Source organism: Spirosoma arcticum, assembly GCF_054779955.1.
Map to the genome: position 1 here is coordinate 91170 of NZ_BAAGXG010000001.1, position 16793 is coordinate 107962.

Annotated in this window: 15 protein-coding genes; 7 read left to right on the top strand and 8 right to left on the bottom strand. The window is 53.6% G+C overall.

Features of this window, described 5'->3' with window-relative positions; all coding sequences use genetic code 11:
• The first annotated feature begins 41 nt into the window (after positions 1-41).
• Both ACYVHB_RS00355 and ACYVHB_RS00360 read left to right on the top strand, forming a co-directional pair.
• Positions 42-2084, top strand: coding sequence for an ATP-binding protein (locus tag ACYVHB_RS00355; protein WP_461048528.1), 2043 nt, complete (start codon positions 42-44; stop codon positions 2082-2084).
• A gap of 169 nt (positions 2085-2253) precedes the next feature.
• The gene (locus ACYVHB_RS00360) at positions 2254-2376 is read left to right on the top strand and encodes a hypothetical protein (RefSeq protein WP_461048530.1); all 123 of its coding nucleotides are present in this window, start codon (positions 2254-2256) and stop codon (positions 2374-2376) included.
• A 22-nt stretch (positions 2377-2398) separates the two neighbouring features.
• On the opposite strand, the gene ACYVHB_RS00365 is transcribed toward ACYVHB_RS00360, so the two are convergent.
• The gene (locus ACYVHB_RS00365; RefSeq protein ID WP_461048531.1) at positions 2399-4285 is read right to left on the bottom strand and encodes a sensor histidine kinase; all 1887 of its coding nucleotides are present in this window, start codon (positions 4283-4285) and stop codon (positions 2399-2401) included.
• A gap of 401 nt (positions 4286-4686) precedes the next feature.
• Here ACYVHB_RS00365 and ACYVHB_RS00370 point away from each other — a divergent pair, with 401 nt between their 5' ends.
• Both ACYVHB_RS00370 and ACYVHB_RS00375 read left to right on the top strand, forming a co-directional pair.
• Complete coding sequence (locus tag ACYVHB_RS00370; protein WP_461048533.1) at positions 4687-5283, top strand: protein-S-isoprenylcysteine O-methyltransferase; 597 nt, start codon at positions 4687-4689, stop codon at positions 5281-5283.
• A 74-nt stretch (positions 5284-5357) separates the two neighbouring features.
• Complete coding sequence (locus ACYVHB_RS00375) at positions 5358-7724, top strand: BACON domain-containing protein (protein ID WP_461048535.1); 2367 nt, start codon at positions 5358-5360, stop codon at positions 7722-7724.
• 16 nt (positions 7725-7740) lie between these two features.
• Here the strand turns inward: ACYVHB_RS00375 and msrB are convergent, their stop codons facing one another.
• From msrB to prmC, 3 genes are read right to left on the bottom strand one after another with little or no spacing between them, the layout of a single operon-like run.
• Entirely contained in the window at positions 7741-8256 is a 516-nt protein-coding gene (gene msrB / locus ACYVHB_RS00380; RefSeq protein ID WP_461048537.1) for a peptide-methionine (R)-S-oxide reductase MsrB, read from the bottom strand.
• Positions 8257-8288: 32 nt separating this feature from the next.
• Positions 8289-9266, bottom strand: a complete 978-nt coding sequence (locus ACYVHB_RS00385; RefSeq protein WP_461048539.1) for an AAA family ATPase — start codon at positions 9264-9266, stop codon at positions 8289-8291.
• Positions 9267-9269: 3 nt separating this feature from the next.
• A complete protein-coding gene (gene prmC, locus ACYVHB_RS00390; protein ID WP_461048540.1) occupies positions 9270-10118 on the bottom strand; it encodes a peptide chain release factor N(5)-glutamine methyltransferase in 849 nt (282 codons plus the stop codon).
• A gap of 163 nt (positions 10119-10281) precedes the next feature.
• Here prmC and ribD point away from each other — a divergent pair, with 163 nt between their 5' ends.
• On the top strand, positions 10282-11394 hold the full coding sequence (gene ribD / locus ACYVHB_RS00395; RefSeq protein ID WP_461048542.1) for a bifunctional diaminohydroxyphosphoribosylaminopyrimidine deaminase/5-amino-6-(5-phosphoribosylamino)uracil reductase RibD: 1113 nt from the start codon (positions 10282-10284) through the stop codon (positions 11392-11394).
• Here ribD and nagA read toward each other — a convergent pair whose 3' ends face one another.
• On the bottom strand, positions 11395-12582 hold the full coding sequence (gene nagA / locus ACYVHB_RS00400) for an N-acetylglucosamine-6-phosphate deacetylase (RefSeq protein WP_461048544.1): 1188 nt from the start codon (positions 12580-12582) through the stop codon (positions 11395-11397).
• 152 nt (positions 12583-12734) lie between these two features.
• On the opposite strand from nagA, the gene ACYVHB_RS00405 reads away from it, so the two are divergent.
• Both ACYVHB_RS00405 and ACYVHB_RS00410 read left to right on the top strand, forming a co-directional pair.
• Complete coding sequence (locus ACYVHB_RS00405; RefSeq protein WP_461048546.1) at positions 12735-13973, top strand: 3-phosphoshikimate 1-carboxyvinyltransferase; 1239 nt, start codon at positions 12735-12737, stop codon at positions 13971-13973.
• A gap of 94 nt (positions 13974-14067) precedes the next feature.
• Positions 14068-14412 carry a DUF4260 domain-containing protein gene (locus ACYVHB_RS00410; protein ID WP_461048548.1) on the top strand — a complete coding sequence of 115 codons (345 nt, stop codon included), beginning with the start codon at positions 14068-14070 and terminating at the stop codon, positions 14410-14412.
• Here ACYVHB_RS00410 and ACYVHB_RS00415 read toward each other — a convergent pair.
• The 3 genes from ACYVHB_RS00415 to ACYVHB_RS00425 are packed head-to-tail and all read right to left on the bottom strand — an operon-like array spanning position 14384 to position 16779.
• A complete protein-coding gene (locus ACYVHB_RS00415; protein WP_461048550.1) occupies positions 14384-15421 on the bottom strand; it encodes an AraC family transcriptional regulator in 1038 nt (345 codons plus the stop codon). The genes ACYVHB_RS00410 and ACYVHB_RS00415 overlap by 29 nt on opposite strands.
• The gene (locus ACYVHB_RS00420; protein WP_461048552.1) at positions 15422-16003 is read right to left on the bottom strand and encodes a Uma2 family endonuclease; all 582 of its coding nucleotides are present in this window, start codon (positions 16001-16003) and stop codon (positions 15422-15424) included. It lies immediately after the preceding gene.
• Positions 16000-16779, bottom strand: coding sequence for an ABC transporter substrate-binding protein (locus tag ACYVHB_RS00425; RefSeq protein ID WP_461048554.1), 780 nt, complete (start codon positions 16777-16779; stop codon positions 16000-16002). The genes ACYVHB_RS00420 and ACYVHB_RS00425 overlap by 4 nt, the downstream gene beginning before the upstream one ends.
• Positions 16780-16793 lie beyond the last annotated feature (14 nt).

Below are 16793 nucleotides of genomic sequence, written 5' to 3' on the forward strand. Positions count from 1 at the left end.
GCTGGGGGCAAGCGTCTCCAAATTTTATTCCCCCGCCGGGTATGCTCCTCGATAAAGGATGGAAGTGGCATGCGGGCGATAATACCGATTGGGCGAGACCCGAGTTTAATGACGCAACTTGGGAGTCGATTGACCCAACTCAGGATATCATGGATGTGCCTCAACTCTGGAAAACCAATGTAGGCTGGTTTAGGCTGCGGTTCACCGTCGATAGCGTGATGATGGCAAAATCGCTGGCCATGCTGGTTCAGCAAACCGGCGCATCGGAAATTTACCTGAACGGACACTTGATTGGGCAGTTTGGCGAAATAAATAATGCGACTGGACGGGTACGGGCGGCAACTCCTCCTATTGGTACATTTTTGGGTGCTCCGATCCGGAAAGCTAGGGAGCAGGTACTGGCCGTTCGATTTGCTCTACAAAGAGACTTACCTTACATTGAATTTGTAGGGCAAAAAAATATAGCCTTGTCTCTCTTATTAACCGATTCAACGAATATCAATTTCTTCCGGAAAAATGATGTCCGTGCTCCGTTGGACTATTTTAAGTTTGGCTTTTTCTTACTGCTGGCCATCATTCACTTGGCCCTATTTTATTTTGGCACCTCCCAAAAATCAAACTTCTATTTTTTTCTGTCCACTATCAGCTTTGCGACCAACTCTATTCTGCTGGCAATTGTCTATTATTATGTTCAGAATGCAGCCACCAAAATGGGATTTCTTATTGCTGCCAGCCTGCTCTACGTAGTGGGTACCCTCTTTTTCCTGACAGCACTCTACAGCATATTTAGTCAACGCCGGGGAATAGTCTATTGGCTATTAATAACCTATTCCTTAATAAGTGTCCTCATCTTGTTTGTACAGTATCACAACAGTTATAATTTGGGAATTAGTCTCTTTGCGTTTTTAACTCTCCTCGAATCCATTCGAATAACGTTTCTGGGTGCCCAAAGAAAGCAAAGAGGGGCCACGATTATTGTTTGGGGCTCTATCTCCTTTATTGTGTTCTATACACTTTGGGCGGTCTTCCTATTTAATATTTTACCGAGTGGACCTGCCTGGATTTATGGCCATTTAGCCTTTAATATTGGGTATTTAAGCGTCCCCGTTTCCATTTCGATTTACTTAGCTCTGGAAGCTTCATTTGCCGCCCGCAGCTTAACGGAAAAGCTACTGGAAGTTCAACAGCTTTCCCAGGAAAAGCAACAGATCCTGGCTACCCAAAATCAAACCCTCGAACGGCAGGTAGGCGAACGCACCGCCGAACTGGCCCAATCGCTGGCTAACCTCAAAACTACTCAAAATCAACTCATCCAGAAAGAAAAACTGGCCTCTCTGGGCGAACTAACCGCCGGTATCGCCCACGAAATCCAGAACCCCCTCAACTTCGTCAACAACTTCGCCGAGGTATCTGTTGAACTGGCTGACGAACTCCACCAGAGCGTCGAGGAGAACGATAAGCCCCTCAGTCAGGAGTTGGCAGTCGATTTGCGCCAGAACATGCAGCAGATTGCCCACAACGGCCAACGAGCCTCCAACATCGTGCGGGCCATGCTCGAACACTCCTCTGCCAGCACGGGCCAACGGGAACCGACTAACCTCAACGCCCTGGCTGAGGAGTACCTCAAGCTGGCTTATCATGGCTTTCGGAGCAAAAACACTGAGTTCAGTGCTACGTTGGAGTCCAATCTGGCGGCCGATTTGCCGCTGGTGGAGGTCGTGGCGGGGGATGTAGGGCGGGTGATGCTAAACCTGTACAACAATGCCTTCTACGCTGTGCAGCAACGCCAGTTGCAGGAAAGTACGGATACGACGGGGGCTTATGAGCCGACGGTCTGGGTGAGTAGCCAGCGGGTGAAGGGGCAGGTAGAGTTGCGGGTAAGGGACAACGGTATGGGCATCCTGTCTAACGTTCAGGCGAAGGTGTTTCAGCCTTTTTTTACCACTAAACCCACGGGCCAGGGCACAGGACTGGGCCTATCATTAAGCTACGATATTATCACCAAAGGGCATAGTGGGGAAATGTGGGTGGAGAGCCAGGAAGGGCAGGGGACTACGTTTATTGTTACTCTGGCTGCTCATTAATGAGCCGACTGATTTCGACCTCACGGAAGGTCAGGCTCACTCGTCGGGCAAAGTCGTCGCCAAAACGGTCATCGTGGGTGATGATGCCCGACTCGTTTAGCGCAAAAAAGTACCGCCGTTCAGCACGGTACGAATTAACAGTTAACAGTACGAATTGATGGGCTAAGCGATGAACGGCGGGCAGGGCATCAGCGGCCGTGAATACCTGTCCACAGACGGTCAGGTCGGGTTGGGCGTCGAGCAGGCTTTTCAGACCGTCGTTAAACAGCCGATGGTCGTCAATCAGAAGTAGGCGAACTGGGGGAGAAGACTCCTTAGGACATCGTTGCGTAGGGCATATCGAGCACGACCAGTGTACCGGCTTCCGTTACGTCCCTACGCAGCCGTGCTCCGATGTATTCGGCCCGTAAGCCACTACTTTTCAGCCCAAGCCCCACCCCAGTCTCACCGTTTTTTGTTACCCGGCTCCCCAGCCCGTCATCGTCAACCATGACCGATAGATGCTCTTCATAATAAAGCAGTTGTACGGCCGCTCGCCGGGCTTGGGCGTGTTTGTGAATGTTCTGCACCAGTTCTGACACGATTCGATAAAGATTCAGTTCGATCTCAAGCGGTAGCCGTCGTTCCTGGCCTGCTACTACAAACGAAAAGCGGGTGGGCTGCGCGGGCTGGCTTTGTATCAACTGGTCGAGCGCATGTCGCAGGCCCAGCCGGTCAAATTCGGGCGGCATCAGATTATGGGCAATGCGCCGGAGATCATGCGTACTTTTTTGTACCAGCGGCTCAAGCTGGCCGAGCACATCGGCGGCCTGCGGGTCGCGCAGCCGCTGGCCGAGGTCGCCCAGCCTGCGCCGGAGCGTGGCCAGGGTGCCGCCGAGGTCGTCGTGCAGGTCGGCCGCCAGCCGTTGTCGTTCGGCTTCCTGCGCGTTGATGATCTGTGTTGTCGTCTGATTGCGCTCCTGAGCCAGTGTCAGTTGAAGGTTAAGATTCTGTTGTCGGAAGCGGTTGTAACGTATGGTTAACCCAAAAGCCAGTGTGATTTGCTCCAGGAGGAATCCCGGCAACAGCCAGTTGGTGGTAAAATGACCAGCATTTAATACATTCAAAAGGGTCAGGATATAGATAATAGTGCCCAGGAGCGTAAAACTGAGCGCCGTTACGTATACGTAAGCGGCTTCGTTTTGCTTGCGAATTTGTTCAGTAATAACAGCCACCAAAAGAACTGCATTCGCGATTATCCAGGTTACAAGCAAAAATTCTCCAAGCTGAAGGATATAAACAGGTAGGTCCTGCTCCTGAAATAGAGCTATAGAACACCCCATAAACGAAATAATCAGGATATACCAGGCTAACCCAGTTGTTGCCTGTGTATATCGGCTGGTCGATGGGTTAAGCCCCAAAAACCGTTTCATAAGAAACAGATTGGTGCTGGCCCAGAGTGCTGATAACATAGTCATGATCAGCGAATTGCTAAAAAGCAAATCGGGCCAGATAAACTCAAACCCGTAGCCAAGACTACTCAGTACGTAGAGTGTGGTAGAGGTTAGGTGCGCCATAAAGAACAGGTGCACAGAATCTCTAAGGGACAGCCACAACAGAAAGTTGAACAGTAGGATAAACCCGGCTATACCGAGAAAAAAAGCGACGACCGCCGAATCAAACCGAACGGTCTGTAAAAATTCTCCGGCTGAATATAGCCTTACATTCCCTGAAATAAACTCATTGCGTTTGTCCAGCAGAACCATGATTTCAGACTGCTCGCCGACTTCAAGCGGGATTGGTATGGCAAAATAATTGATCTTAATGGGGCGGCTCCGAAAAGGTAAAGCATCGCCCGTGAGGGCCAGTGTATCTATCTGCCCATTTCGTCGCCGAAAGCCCTGAACGCGGTGAATGTCAATGCGATCAAATAGGAAAACGACTGTTTGGGCGACTGCCCTGTTCTGTACCCTAAAGTATAGCCATACGTAGTTGGGCTCAAGACCAAGATTAAGATGGCGTTCGGTAAGAAGGGTGGTGGGGGCCGTCTGGGCGGCAGCAAAGGCCTGCGCGGGCGTAAGCCACGACGTAGTCCTGAACAGTACGAGACGGTGACGCAGTGACCAGTCCGACTCGTTACCAATTCGTATAGGCTCAACAGCCTGCGACCTACCCACAAGCGCGACTACCCACAAACAACCAACGAGCAGACCCTTTGTCATGGAGATTGATTTACGCAGCCAAAGATATTTGCTGACCCCTTAGTTAAAAATACCCCTTTTGTGGTATTGCCCCCGCCCTGTTTTTCCGGCCACCTTTGTCCAACTGGCAAACAAGCCTGGCGCAAAACCAAAAGCCTGTTACGGGTTTCAGGCCGAAGTTTGTACAGGAATTAAGCAATAAGCTTTCCGACTTCTATCCACACGCCAAATAGTTCACACTAACTGCCATGAAAACTTATTTAGTAAGACGTTACCTGAGCATCTGTCTGTCGGTCTTTTCACTGACGTTTATAGCTGGAATGTGCGACCCAAAAGAGCCTGCTCCCTAACCCAGTTGCTTTACTCGATTACTCTCTTAGTACGAATCTTGTAGCTGTCTATAAACTAACCTGAGCAGAGCAATGAATCAGGACCTTGTTTTTCGCATTCTGCTATTGGCCTGTTATGTGCCCGGCCAGGTTATCCGGCAGTATATCTTACGGAAAAATCCGTCGGGGAAGAGTATAAAGTCAGTGAATACAGCCAGAGAATTATTAATGTACCGAATGGGCGTTGTCCTATTCACTCTCCCGCTTATTTATGGCTTAACCCCCTGGCTCGATTTTGCCGGTTTCTATTTACCAGGTTGGGTCAGGTGGACTGGTTTCGGTATTTCGGTACTGGCGATGGTCGTCCTGCTACTTTCTCACCAGGATTTGGGTAAAAACTGGACCGGACAACTCCATATTCAGGAGAATCATGCGCTGGTAGTCAGGGGGGTATACCGCTATGTTCGCCATCCGATGTACCTGTCTTTTTTATTGTCGGGTATTGGTACGCTGCTGCTCTCGGCCAATTGGTTCATTGGCGTACCCCAACTTGTCTGGTTCTGGGTGATGTATCTGGGCCGGGTACGGAATGAGGAGCAGATGATGATGGATGCGTTCGGCGAGCCATACAAAGCCTATATGCGCTCCACGGGCCGTTTACTGCCTAAGCTAATGGCGACCCGCAAGTAAATAGTCAGTGGCTTTGCAACAGCTTTTTTAATTGCAGCGCGATAACACACATTGCCCTTAAACTACACGATTGTATGAAACGAACGATCTACACAGGATTAGTAGCCGCAATACTTGGTTTATCGCCCGCACTGGCACAAACAGAGACCTTTAACTACAAGGAATATACGACTGGTTTAGCCAGCACATTTGGCATTAGAGTGCAAAGTATTGACCGAACAACAGGTGCGATTACTATCAATACGGCTATCGACGATAACCGACGGAATTCCTCAGTTCCTCTTACGTTTATTTGGGGAGATAATACACCAAATACAATTGGTTATTTTCCCCAAACCCACACGTATGCATCAATAACCCAAAATCAATTAGTTCGCACGGTGGCCACCTTCAAGGACAACCAGAAAGACACAGCCGAAGTATTTGTCAACTTTATAAAGCCCAAAGTTAGCCCCATCAGTACAGACCCAAAGTTCAAAGTAACGATTCCCAACCAGGTGGTGTCGCTGCCCATTCGCAACTCCACCGGATTCTTTACCCGAAGCTATTTCAACGACGATCACTTTAAAGGCCCGTTCACCCGCGCCGAGATTGAATACATTCTGACCGTTGGGAACAGCATTGAGTTTGATTTAGCGAATGGAAACGTCTATCAATTCAATGGCAAAGTTGAACAGTATATGCTGCGCGATCCTGATTTTGGAGGAGGGTACGCGGTTGATTATACGAACCCGTTCTCGTTTTACATGAATGACAGGTATGTAAATGGATCACAGGAACCAATAGGATTTTCGTCGTTAATGCACGAAATGGGTCACAACATGACCACTACGATGCCCGCTGATTTTCTGATCGGACCAAAAGTTGGCGGACCGGGGGGAGCGATTTACATAGAAACAATGGCCCAAATCTTCCAGCACGCCGTTGGCTACGAGATGGTTAACAACCCCGAAAAGTATGGTCTGGACGCAGTTGCGACCAATATTCTGCGAACCGAGTTTCTGAGTTCGTTCCGGCAGCTCAGCTACTTTTATCAGCAATACGTGGATAAAGGGATGAACTACCAGACCTGGGTCGATTCGCAGAATTCGTATGAAATTATTACGTACACGTTTGGCACCGCTGGCTATAAATTCTGCGAGTACGCCGAAAATCAGGGGTTGGGTTACCGAATACCTACGAAACGATTGACCCAATTTCTGCAACGCTTCAATGCCGAGTGGGAAAAACGCTACGACCGCCTGAACAATACCTCAGCAGCTAACAGCTTCCGGGCAACGATGATGGTAGCGGCCATATCGCACGCGTTTCAGAAAGATCTTCGCGCCGATTTCAGGGCATTAAAGTTTCCCGTAAGTGATGCAGATTGGGCTTTTTTGAACCCTGCCTTACTCGACGTATCGACCAACGCACTGAGTCTGTCATCAATAGCCAGCAATGCCAGTTCGTTCAGCGTTACGTCGACGGCTACCAGTTGGTCGGTTGCCAGTTCGCAGCCCTGGCTAACGCCCAGTATGAATAGCGGATCGGGAAATCAGGTCTTAACGCTGGCGGCTGCGGCCAATTCATCGATCACCTCCCGAACAGCGGTGGTTACTATCGCGGCTGCCGGGTTCGTAGACCGAACGATAACCGTCGTACAGGCGGGCGCAGCGCCCACCCTCGCCACTTCCACGCAAAGCCTATCACTGGCCGCTTCGGCTGGACCAACTTCGGTGACTATTACGTCCAATACAAGCTGGTCGGTGGTCAGTTCGCAATCGTGGCTTACTACCATAACAAGCTCAGGAGCGGGCGGTCAGGTATTAAGTGTGTCGGCAACGGCCAACGCGCTGGCAGCCCCCCGGTCGGCCACGCTGACAGTGTCGGCCAATGGAGTGCCGAGTCAGTTCGTAGTGGTTACGCAGACGGGTGCGCCCGCTGCGCTGGCGGTTTCGGTCACAAGCCTGACCGTAGAGGCCACCAGTGGCACTCCGTCTGTTGACATCACCTCGAACGCAAGCTGGTCGGTAACCAGTTCGCAACCCTGGCTATCTGCTTCTCCCGCATCAGGTTCGGGAAACGTGACTTTAGCGCTGACCGCCGGGGCAAATACTGTAGTTGAATCGCGGACAGCCACCCTCACGATTTCGGCTAATGGGACAGCCAATCAGATGGTTAGCGTGGTACAACGGGGTATTCTCATAACAGCCGTAGCCAGTGCGCTGGACGAATCATTACGCATTTATCCCAACCCAGCCACAAATCTTGTAACTATTGAGGGACTACTACCTCAGTCAACGGTTTTGCTGTACGACGCCTGGGGCCGGTTGTTGCACCAGCAAATCAGCACCTCGGCTCGGCACCCGCTTGCGACCGATAACCTGCCCGCAGGCACCTATTATCTACGGGTGCAAAGCAAACAGAAAACAGCAGGCCAACGTTTCCTGAAGCGACCCTGACAGGTGCGGTCGTTACCTATTGCGCTGTACTCCTTTCAAACTCCAGCGCCACGCCGTTCATGCAGTAGCGCAATCCCGTTGGGTCGGGGCCGTCGTTGAACACGTGGCCCAGGTGCGCATCGCAGACGGAGCAGCGCACTTCTGTGCGGTTGCCGTCGCGTTCGGTGTAAACGGCGTTCGGGACGATGGGCGCGGAGAAACTCGGCCAGCCCGTGCCCGATTCAAACTTGGTTTGGGACGGGAACAACGGGTTGCGGCAACCCACGCAGGCATATGTGCCCGGTCGGTGTTCATGATTGAGCGGGCTGCTGTTTGGCCACTCGGTGCCCCGGTCGCGCATGATGTTGTACTGTGACCGGGTCAGCACGTCGCGCCACTCGGCTTCGGTTTTCTCAACGCGTCGATCACCGGGCGAAGTTGCGTTGGCCGGTCGGCGGTGGGGTGGGCGCGGGGTGCCGAAATACGTGCGGTAGAGCCAGATGCTACCGGCAATAAAAACGGCAATGAGCAGAAAAACGTGCGTTTGCTTCATGGACAGGAAACAACATCACGCCCGTCGCCGGTTCACCGTCCAATGGCCACCTTGCGCAGAATCGAGTCGATCACCTGGAGGGTCGTTACACCGTCGGCTTCGGCTTCGTAGTTGAGCATGACGCGGTGATTGAACACATCCGGGGCCACTTCCTTGATGTCTTCGGGCAGGACGTAATCGCGCCGGTCGAAGTAGGCGAGGGCTTTAGCGGCTAAATTCAGGTTGATGCTGGCGCGGGGCGACACGCCGTATTGAATGTACCGGGCTTCGTCGCGCAGGTTGTAGTCCATGGGTTTGCGGGTGGCAAACACCAGCTCAATAATGTAGCGTTCGAGCGTTTCGGAAATGGTAATGCCGTTAATTTCGTCGCGAATGGCTACTAAATCGTCCTTGCCCAGTACCGGCTGTACTTCGTAGTCGAAATTCATGTTCGACATCCGGCGCATCACGGCTAATTCATCGTCTTTGCTGAGGTAATCGACGAACACTTTCATCATAAACCGGTCGACCTGCGCTTCGGGCAGCGGATAGGTGCCTTCCTGCTCCACGGGGTTTTGCGTGGCCAGCACCAGGAACGGGCGGTCGAGCACAAACGTCTCTTCGCCAATGGTCACCTGCTTTTCCTGCATGGCTTCGAGCAGAGCCGCCTGCACCTTCGCGGGTGAGCGGTTGACCTCGTCGGCTAGAATCAGGTTGGCGAAAATGGGTCCCTGCTTTACCTCGAACTCGCTGGTTTTCTGGTTGAAAATCATCGTCCCAATCAGGTCGGCGGGCAGCAGATCGGGGGTAAACTGGATGCGCTGGAAGTCCAGTTCCAATACCTTCGCCAGCGTGTTGATGGTCAGCGTTTTGGCAAGTCCCGGAACGCCTTCCAGCAGAATATGCCCACCCGTGAACAGCCCAATCAGCAGCCGGTTGAGCAGACGGTCCTGCCCCACAACGACCTGACTCATCTCGCTGAACACGTCCCGGATTTTGGTATGGTAGGTAAACGAGGTAGTAGCTTGCATAGGTTAAAACGTGGCCCGGATGCTGCGGTCCTTGCCGTGAATGTCTTTGTACACTTGTATGTTGCCGAAGCCGCGCTCGACGAATACCTGCCGCGTGGCTTCACCGAAACGCTCGTTAATTTCAACGTAGCAAGACCCATCTTTCGTTAAATGACGGACGCAGAAATCGGCAACGGCTTTATAGAACACCAACGGGTCACTGTCTTCCACAAACAGGGCTAGACCGGGTTCGTAGTCGAGCACGTTGCGGTCCATTCCGGCCGCTTCGGAGCGCGTAACATAAGGCGGGTTACTCACAACACAGTCGAACCGTTCCGTAAAAGTAGCTGGTACATTAAGAATATCCTGAATGGCGAACTGGACGTCGGCCTTGAGGTGTTGGGCGTTACGACGAGCCAGCGTCAGGGCCTCTTCCGACACATCCCAGCCCGTAACGACCGACTGGGGAAGAAACCGCGCCAGCGTGATGGCGATGCAGCCGCTGCCGGTGCCAATATCCACAATGGGTACATCGTCGGTGCGGTCGGCAAAGTCGTGCATAATCAGCCGGACGAGGTCTTCGGTTTCGGGCCGGGGAATCAGCACAGCGGGCGACACCTCGAACTCCAAACCGCAAAAGATCGTCGTGCCAATAACGTGCTGAATCGGTTCCTGGCGGTTCAGACGCTCCAGAATCTTAAACCAGTCGGGTTCGGTGCGGTTGGGGGGCAAGGGTTTGTCGGTCAGTACGTCGGTTTTGCGCAGTCCGAAATAGTGGTCAAGCATCATAAACGCCATCTCCCGCGCTTCTTCGGGCGGGTAAGCCGTGATGTTTTTGCTGAGTCGTTCGTATAGTGGTTTGGCGGTTGCCATTTGATCTCGGTAGCGTGATTTTGCGTAAAAATAGGGAAGTTTGTGGTTTGTGAGTTTTTGAGTTTGTGCGGTTCCCCGCTGGGGTTGGTAGTCGCGACATAACCACAAACTACAAACGCACAAATCCCGGCCGCTCCGGCGTACCGGGGGAACCGCACAAACTATGAGTTTATTCATGCGTCGCGCCCTCGAACTGGCTACCCTCGGCCGGGGTCAGGTCAGCCCCAACCCGATGGTGGGTTGCGTGATTGAGCACAACGGGCGAGTCATCGGGGAAGGCTGGCACCAGCGCTACGGCGAAGCGCACGCCGAGCGGAACGCCATTTTATCGGTCCGCCCGGAAGATGCGCATCTGTTGCCCGAATGTACGGCTTACGTAACGCTCGAACCGTGTTCGCACTACGGCAAGCAGCCGCCCTGCGCCGATTTGCTGATCGAGAAGCGTGTAGGACGGGTAATTTGCTGCAACGACGACCCCAATCCGTTAGTCGCCGGACAAGGGTTTGCCAAACTGCGCGAAGCCGGTATAACCGTTGAAACGGGTGTGCTGAACGAAGTTGGCCGCGAATTGAACGCCCGATTCTTTACGTTCATAGAGAAGAACCGGCCGTATATCATCCTAAAGTGGGCCGAAACGGCCGATGGCTACATTGCGGGCGAAAATGGTCAGCCCGTGCAAATCAGCGGGCCGCTGAGTCAGCGGTTGGTGCACCGGTGGCGGTCCGGGGAAGACGCCATTATGGTGGGTACTAACACCGCCCGCACCGATAACCCCCGCCTGAACGTACGGCTCGTACCGGGGCGCAATCCCGTGCGCGTCGTCATCGACAAACAACTTCGCTTAGACGCAAACCTCAATCTATTTGACGATTCTCAGCCAACGCTGGTTTATGGATTTGTCATTCCGACCGGTCCGCCGGTGCGGAAGGAGGAATCTTCTTTAGCAGCAGGTATTGCTTTACCCAAAGACTCCTCCTTCCGCACCGGCGGACCGGTCGGAATGACAAAAAACACGTCGTACATTCAGCTTAGCTCCGACAAGCCATTTCTGCCGCAACTGCTCGCCAATCTGTACCAGCGCAAGATTCAGTCGGTGTTAGTCGAGGGCGGCACGACTCTGCTCAACTCGTTCATGGACGCCAGTTTGTGGGACGAGATGCGCGTGTTGCGGAGCCAGACGCTGTTGGGCGGGGGGGTGAAAGCACCGACAGTGTCTGGTCGATTAGTGAGCCAGGAACGGGTAGGAGAGGACGAGTTGAGCACTTATCGACCGTAATTAAGCCCGCCAAACTTCTTTAACCATCAGTGTTTTATCCAGCCGTACCAAGTTAGCGACGTAGCCCGGTTTGATAGACCCTATCTGATCGCCTATCCCAATAATATCCGCTGGAATCACCGTCGCCATTCGCAACGCGTCGGTTAGCGACAGTCCAACCTTTTCAACGCACACCCGGACGCAGTCAATCAGCGTCAGGGCTGATCCCGCCAGTTTCCATTCGTTATTGACGTATCGCCCCGGACCGTTTGCATCGGGTTCATAATGGACGACAAACTCGCCCAGGGTAAAATCAGGGCGGGGCGGTTCCTGTCCGGGAGAACTGGCAAACAGCGCGTCAGAGATTAAGAAGAGCCTATTGCCCAGCAGCTTGTGTGCGATGCGGATGGTAGCCGGGTCGCAGTGGTAGCCGTCGGCGATGATGCTGGCCCGAACCGATGGGTGATCGAACACCGCCCCCACGACGCCCGGCTCGCGACTCTCAAAACCACGCATGGCGTTGTACAGATGAGTCGCCAGCGGAATGCCATTGTTCAGTGCGTCCGTAGCCTGTTGGTAGGTTGCGTTTGAGTGGCCCAGTGACAGAAGGGTGTTTGCGTGTTTTAGCTTCCTGATCGTTTTGAGTTGATCGGGCGACAGGATTTCGGGAGCCAGCGTCAGGATGCGGATCACGTCGGCGTTGGTACCGAAGAGCGTTTCGAGTTCACCCTCAGCGGGCGTTCGGACGTAGGCCGCGCTGTGGGCACCGCGCTTGATGGGGTTGAAATACGGTCCTTCGATGTGAATACCCGGTACGCCAAACGGGTTTTCGGCCCGCACCGTCTGCACGGCCGCCATAGCCTGCTGCATCACGTCGAGCGAGGTCGAGTGGATGGTAGGCAGCAGCGTAGTGGTGCCGTTGCGGGCGTGTGTTTCGTAAATATGCCGGACGGTGTCGGGCGTGGGCTGCTCGTTGAGAAACCGGCTTGAACCGCCGTACAGTTGCAGGTCGATCAGGCCGGGAACGAGGTAGTCGCCGTTGAGATCGATAACGGTATCTGTTTCGTTATGGCCACTTCCGAAGCTGTTGTTCTTACCAACCTCGTCCGCCGTTGTAATCGTCTGAATCCGGCCATTGGCGATGGATGCCGACGCGCCGGTTAGCCAGTCGTCGCCGGTAAAGACGGTAGCGTTGATGAAATAAGTCATGCGTGTGAAGGCTATGCGTTAATTTTGCCAAAGCCCGCGTGTATCCGGCGTAAACTTTGCCAAAGTTTAGAACTTTGGCAAAGTTGGTCGAATTATACAGCTAATTCTATTGCTTACCCACTCAATGGTTTCCATCGCCAACCCGCAATCTGTTGAACACCGTTCGTTTACTACCCCCTGCTAAGCCCGTTCAGGCCACTATTCCACTGGCTTCGTCGAAGAGCGAAAGCAACCGCGCTCTGATTCTCAACGCCCTGACCGGCTTCCGTTGCGATCTGCAAAACCTATCCACCGCCCGCGACACGCAGACGATGATCCGGCTGCTGAAATCAGAGGACCCAACCGCTGATGTACTCGATGCGGGAACGACGATGCGCTTTCTGACAGCTTATTTTTCGGTTACGGGTCAGCAAAAAATCATGACCGGTACCCCCCGCATGTGTGAACGTCCCATCGGCATTCTGGTCGATGCGCTCCGCACGCTCGGTGCTGACATTGCCTATTTGAAGAACGACGGATATCCGCCCCTGCAATTAAACGGGTTTAGCGCATCTGGTGAGAATCAGGTGTCAATCCAGGGCGACGTAAGCAGCCAGTACATTTCGGCCTTGCTGATGATTGCACCCCTGCTTCCTGATGGGCTGGGTCTTCATTTGACCGGCGCTATTGGGTCACGGCCTTATATCGAGATGACCATCGAGCAGATGCGTTACTTTGGGGCTGACGTTCGGGCCGACTGGGACGCGAAAACGATTACCGTAGCTTCAAAACTATACACACCGAAGCCGTATCAGGTCGAATCGGATTGGTCGGGGGCCAGCTATTGGTACAGCGTGGTGGCCCTGTCGCCAGACGAAGTCACTACCATTGAGTTGCTGGGTCTTAAGGAGAAATCCTTGCAGGGCGACAGTGCCATTGTTGACATTATGCGACCGCTGGGCGTCGAAAGCACCTTCACGGATACCGGCGTGATTCTAACCAAACGCCCGACCGAATCGCCACTGACTTGGGATTTTACCGACTGCCCCGATCTGGCCCAGACAGTGGCCGTTTGTGCGGCCGTAAACCACGTTCCGCTGACGCTGACGGGTATCGAAAGCCTGAAGATAAAAGAAACCGACCGCGTGATGGCTCTGCAAACGGAACTCCGAAAGATTGGTGCCGAATTGGTCGAAGTAGAGATAAACCACCGGTACGAAATTCGGCCGTTAGCGAACAACGTCCTATCGATTCCCCATATCGAAACCTACGACGACCACCGGATGGCAATGGCCTTCGCGCCCGTGGCGATGCAGCGGGAAATTGTGATTAACGAGCCGGGCGTGGTGGCTAAATCATATCCGTCGTTCTGGGACGATATGGCGCGGGTGGTGACTGTAAAATTTTCGTAATCGGTCAGTCAGAACTACGCCTTTTGTCAGCGACGGCCCGGCTGGTTCGTCGGACCTTTGTCGTGTACTAAACGTTCTTGTGAACATAGACACGATGAAATATCTGCATAAAGTTGAGGAGTTAGCCTTATTTGCCGCCTGCATTTATTTGTTCTCACGCCTGAACTTCGCCTGGTGGTGGTTTCCGGCCCTGCTGTTGCTGCCTGACCTGAGCATGGTTGGCTACCTGATTAACCCGGCCGTTGGCGCGGTGACCTACAACCTCGTTCACCACAAAGCATTGGGTATTCTTATTGGCGTGTGGGGCTTGATGACCGGCAATCAATACCTGATGCTGGCGGGACTTATCCTCGTTGCCCACTCCAGTATGGACCGCGTAGCCGGATACGGGCTGAAATACGCCGATAATTTCAAGCATACGAGTTTGGGAACGCTGTAGCCCGAAACGCGCCCGGCGTCTGTCCCGTCCACTTCTTAAACGACCGGAAAAACACGCTCGGCTCGGCGAAACCCAACAAATAGGCAATATCGGTGGTGCTGAAATTAGGCTCACGCAAATGCTTCACGGCCAAGTCCCGGCGCACGTCGGTCAAAAGCTGCTGATACGTCGTGCCTTCTTCTTTGAGGTGCAGTTGCAGCGTCCGGACACCCATTGCCAGCCGGTCGGCAACGACGGTCAGCGCAGGTTCTTCGCCCCGCATCAGCGACACAATTTCGGTTCGGACGCGCTGCGCCAAGGTGGGCGTGGGCGTCTGAAGCCGCTTCATCTGGTCGATAGCGTGTTGTTCAACCAACGGGAACAGGCTGGCACTGGCGTTCATGACGGGCGTGTCGAGCAGGGCCGCGTCCAGCACCATCGACGTTTCGGGTGCGCCGAACGTCAGGCGGGCGGGGGCAAAGACGCGCTCATGTTCGGTCGTGTCGGCCGGTCGCGGGTAAGAAAACCGGACTTCACTAACTGGTATGTGTTGCCCCGTCAGCGCGTGCATCGCCGACAAATAAACCGATAGCTCGGAGTTAACCGCATAGTCGGGATAAATAATTTCCCGGCTGGTCAGGTGCAGCGAGATTACGTACTGACTGCCGATTTGCTGGCCGCTCGTGCGGATGCCATCGCAAACAATGTCCTGATACTGAAAAAGCTTTTCAAACGCCCGGCCGAGCGTGGGACTGTGCATCATCACGTAGGCCAGTACGCCAAATGCCATCGGATTGATCATTTCGCCAATGCGGAGCGCAATCGACGGGTCACCGGTGCGGGCAATGATCTCGCGCCACAGGTCCTGCATGGTTCGGATGGGCAGGCGCCCGTCAGGATCGCGCAGTTGCACCGGGTCGATACCCACCGAACGGGCCAGGTCGTCGGAATCAAGCCCGCGTTGCCGAATGGCAAACAGGATCATGTTGACGGACGCAACGGACAGCGTGTGCTCAGCGGAGGTGGTCATCTACCTAAAAATGCGTTCGTGCGAAATAATTAGTTCGGGAAAGATGCGGCTGGGAATATCGCCGGACTCGTAGATGTCCACCAAGGCATAGTTGCCGTCTTCGAGGGTATAGACGTTCACGGCCTTTTCTTTGGGCTGAACAATCCAATATTCCCGAACGCCGGCTTCTTCGTAGAGATTATACTTCTCGTTAAAATCATTCTTGGCGGTTCGTGGTGATATAATCTCAATAATCCAGTCGGGAGCGCCCAAACAACCGGCTTCATCTAACTTGGCTACCTCACAGACCACGCAAATATCAGGTTGGACAACCGTATGTAACTGCTCGGGCTTGCGCTCGTTACGGACGGGTAACCGAACATCAAAGGGAGCTGCGTATATCTGGCAGGTTTTGTCGTTCAGGTATACGCCTATGTCAATCAGGAGTTGGCTTACAGCCCGCTGATGAGCACGTCGGGGCGCCGGTGACATTCGATGAATTTTCCCCTTTATCAGTTCAACGCTTTCGTCAAACTGCCATTTCAGGTAGTCGGCGTAGGTGTAGGTGCCGTTGGGATCGAGCTGCGATATATCGGTAATCATGCTGTTCGGGCGATTTCGGTATGCAAGTTCCTAAAATAACGGTCGGCCCGCAACAACCGGCTGCCGTACCACGAAAACACCTCACCATCCACCACCATCACCCGCGCCGACGGGCAAATGGCCCGCAACTCGGCGACATGTTTCTGCGCAAATGGGTACGGCTCCGACGATAGAAAGATCATATCAGGATTGGCCGCCCGCAGGTCGTCGGGTGCGATTTCAGGGTAGCGCGTCTGCCCGACGAAGGCGTTCTGAAACCCGGCCGCTTGGAGCATGGCGTCGATAAATGTGCCCCCAGCCGCGACCATGTACGGCTTGCGCCAGATGAAATAAGCGACGGATGAAGAAGGGGAGGAGCGGGAGGAATGGGAAGCGAGGGAGAACGCGATTTGGCTTGCCATTTCGTCCGCTTGTTGTTTCTTGCCGACCAACCTTCCAACCTCTCGAATCATCGTCAGCGCGTCGGGTAGCGTCACCACGTCGGTGATGTGAACGGAGTAATGGCGCTGGAGTTCTTCGATTTGTTCGCGGGTATTTTCTTCTTTGTTGGCGAGAATAAGGTCGGGTTGGAGGGCGTGAATTTGGTCGAGGTGCAGCGTTTTAGTACCGCCGACGATGGTTTTAGTTTGAATTTTTTCGGCCGGGTGAATGCAGAACTTCGTTATGCCGACGATCTCCGCATCCAGACCGAGGTCAAATAGCAGTTCGGTCTGCGACGGCACGACGGAGATGATTTGGGAGGTCATAAAGGGCGTTCGGCTACACAAATTGGGCATTCGTCGCTATGTTA

What these genes read in the sequence shown, in the direction of transcription:
- ACYVHB_RS00355 (WP_461048528.1), top strand. Translation starts at nt 42, where the DNA reads ATGCTCCTCGATAAAGGATGGAAGTGGCATGCGGGCGATAATACCGAT.
- ACYVHB_RS00360 (WP_461048530.1), top strand. Translation starts at nt 2,254, where the DNA reads ATGAACGGCGGGCAGGGCATCAGCGGCCGTGAATACCTGTCCACAGAC.
- ACYVHB_RS00365 (WP_461048531.1), bottom strand. Translation starts at nt 4,285, where the DNA reads ATGACAAAGGGTCTGCTCGTTGGTTGTTTGTGGGTAGTCGCGCTTGTG.
- ACYVHB_RS00370 (WP_461048533.1), top strand. Translation starts at nt 4,687, where the DNA reads ATGAATCAGGACCTTGTTTTTCGCATTCTGCTATTGGCCTGTTATGTG.
- ACYVHB_RS00375 (WP_461048535.1), top strand. Translation starts at nt 5,358, where the DNA reads ATGAAACGAACGATCTACACAGGATTAGTAGCCGCAATACTTGGTTTA.
- msrB (WP_461048537.1), bottom strand. Translation starts at nt 8,256, where the DNA reads ATGAAGCAAACGCACGTTTTTCTGCTCATTGCCGTTTTTATTGCCGGT.
- ACYVHB_RS00385 (WP_461048539.1), bottom strand. Translation starts at nt 9,266, where the DNA reads ATGCAAGCTACTACCTCGTTTACCTACCATACCAAAATCCGGGACGTG.
- prmC (WP_461048540.1), bottom strand. Translation starts at nt 10,118, where the DNA reads ATGGCAACCGCCAAACCACTATACGAACGACTCAGCAAAAACATCACG.
- ribD (WP_461048542.1), top strand. Translation starts at nt 10,282, where the DNA reads ATGAGTTTATTCATGCGTCGCGCCCTCGAACTGGCTACCCTCGGCCGG.
- nagA (WP_461048544.1), bottom strand. Translation starts at nt 12,582, where the DNA reads ATGACTTATTTCATCAACGCTACCGTCTTTACCGGCGACGACTGGCTA.
- ACYVHB_RS00410 (WP_461048548.1), top strand. Translation starts at nt 14,068, where the DNA reads ATGAAATATCTGCATAAAGTTGAGGAGTTAGCCTTATTTGCCGCCTGC.
- ACYVHB_RS00415 (WP_461048550.1), bottom strand. Translation starts at nt 15,421, where the DNA reads ATGACCACCTCCGCTGAGCACACGCTGTCCGTTGCGTCCGTCAACATG.
- ACYVHB_RS00420 (WP_461048552.1), bottom strand. Translation starts at nt 16,003, where the DNA reads ATGATTACCGATATATCGCAGCTCGATCCCAACGGCACCTACACCTAC.
- ACYVHB_RS00425 (WP_461048554.1), bottom strand. Translation starts at nt 16,779, where the DNA reads ATGCCCAATTTGTGTAGCCGAACGCCCTTTATGACCTCCCAAATCATC.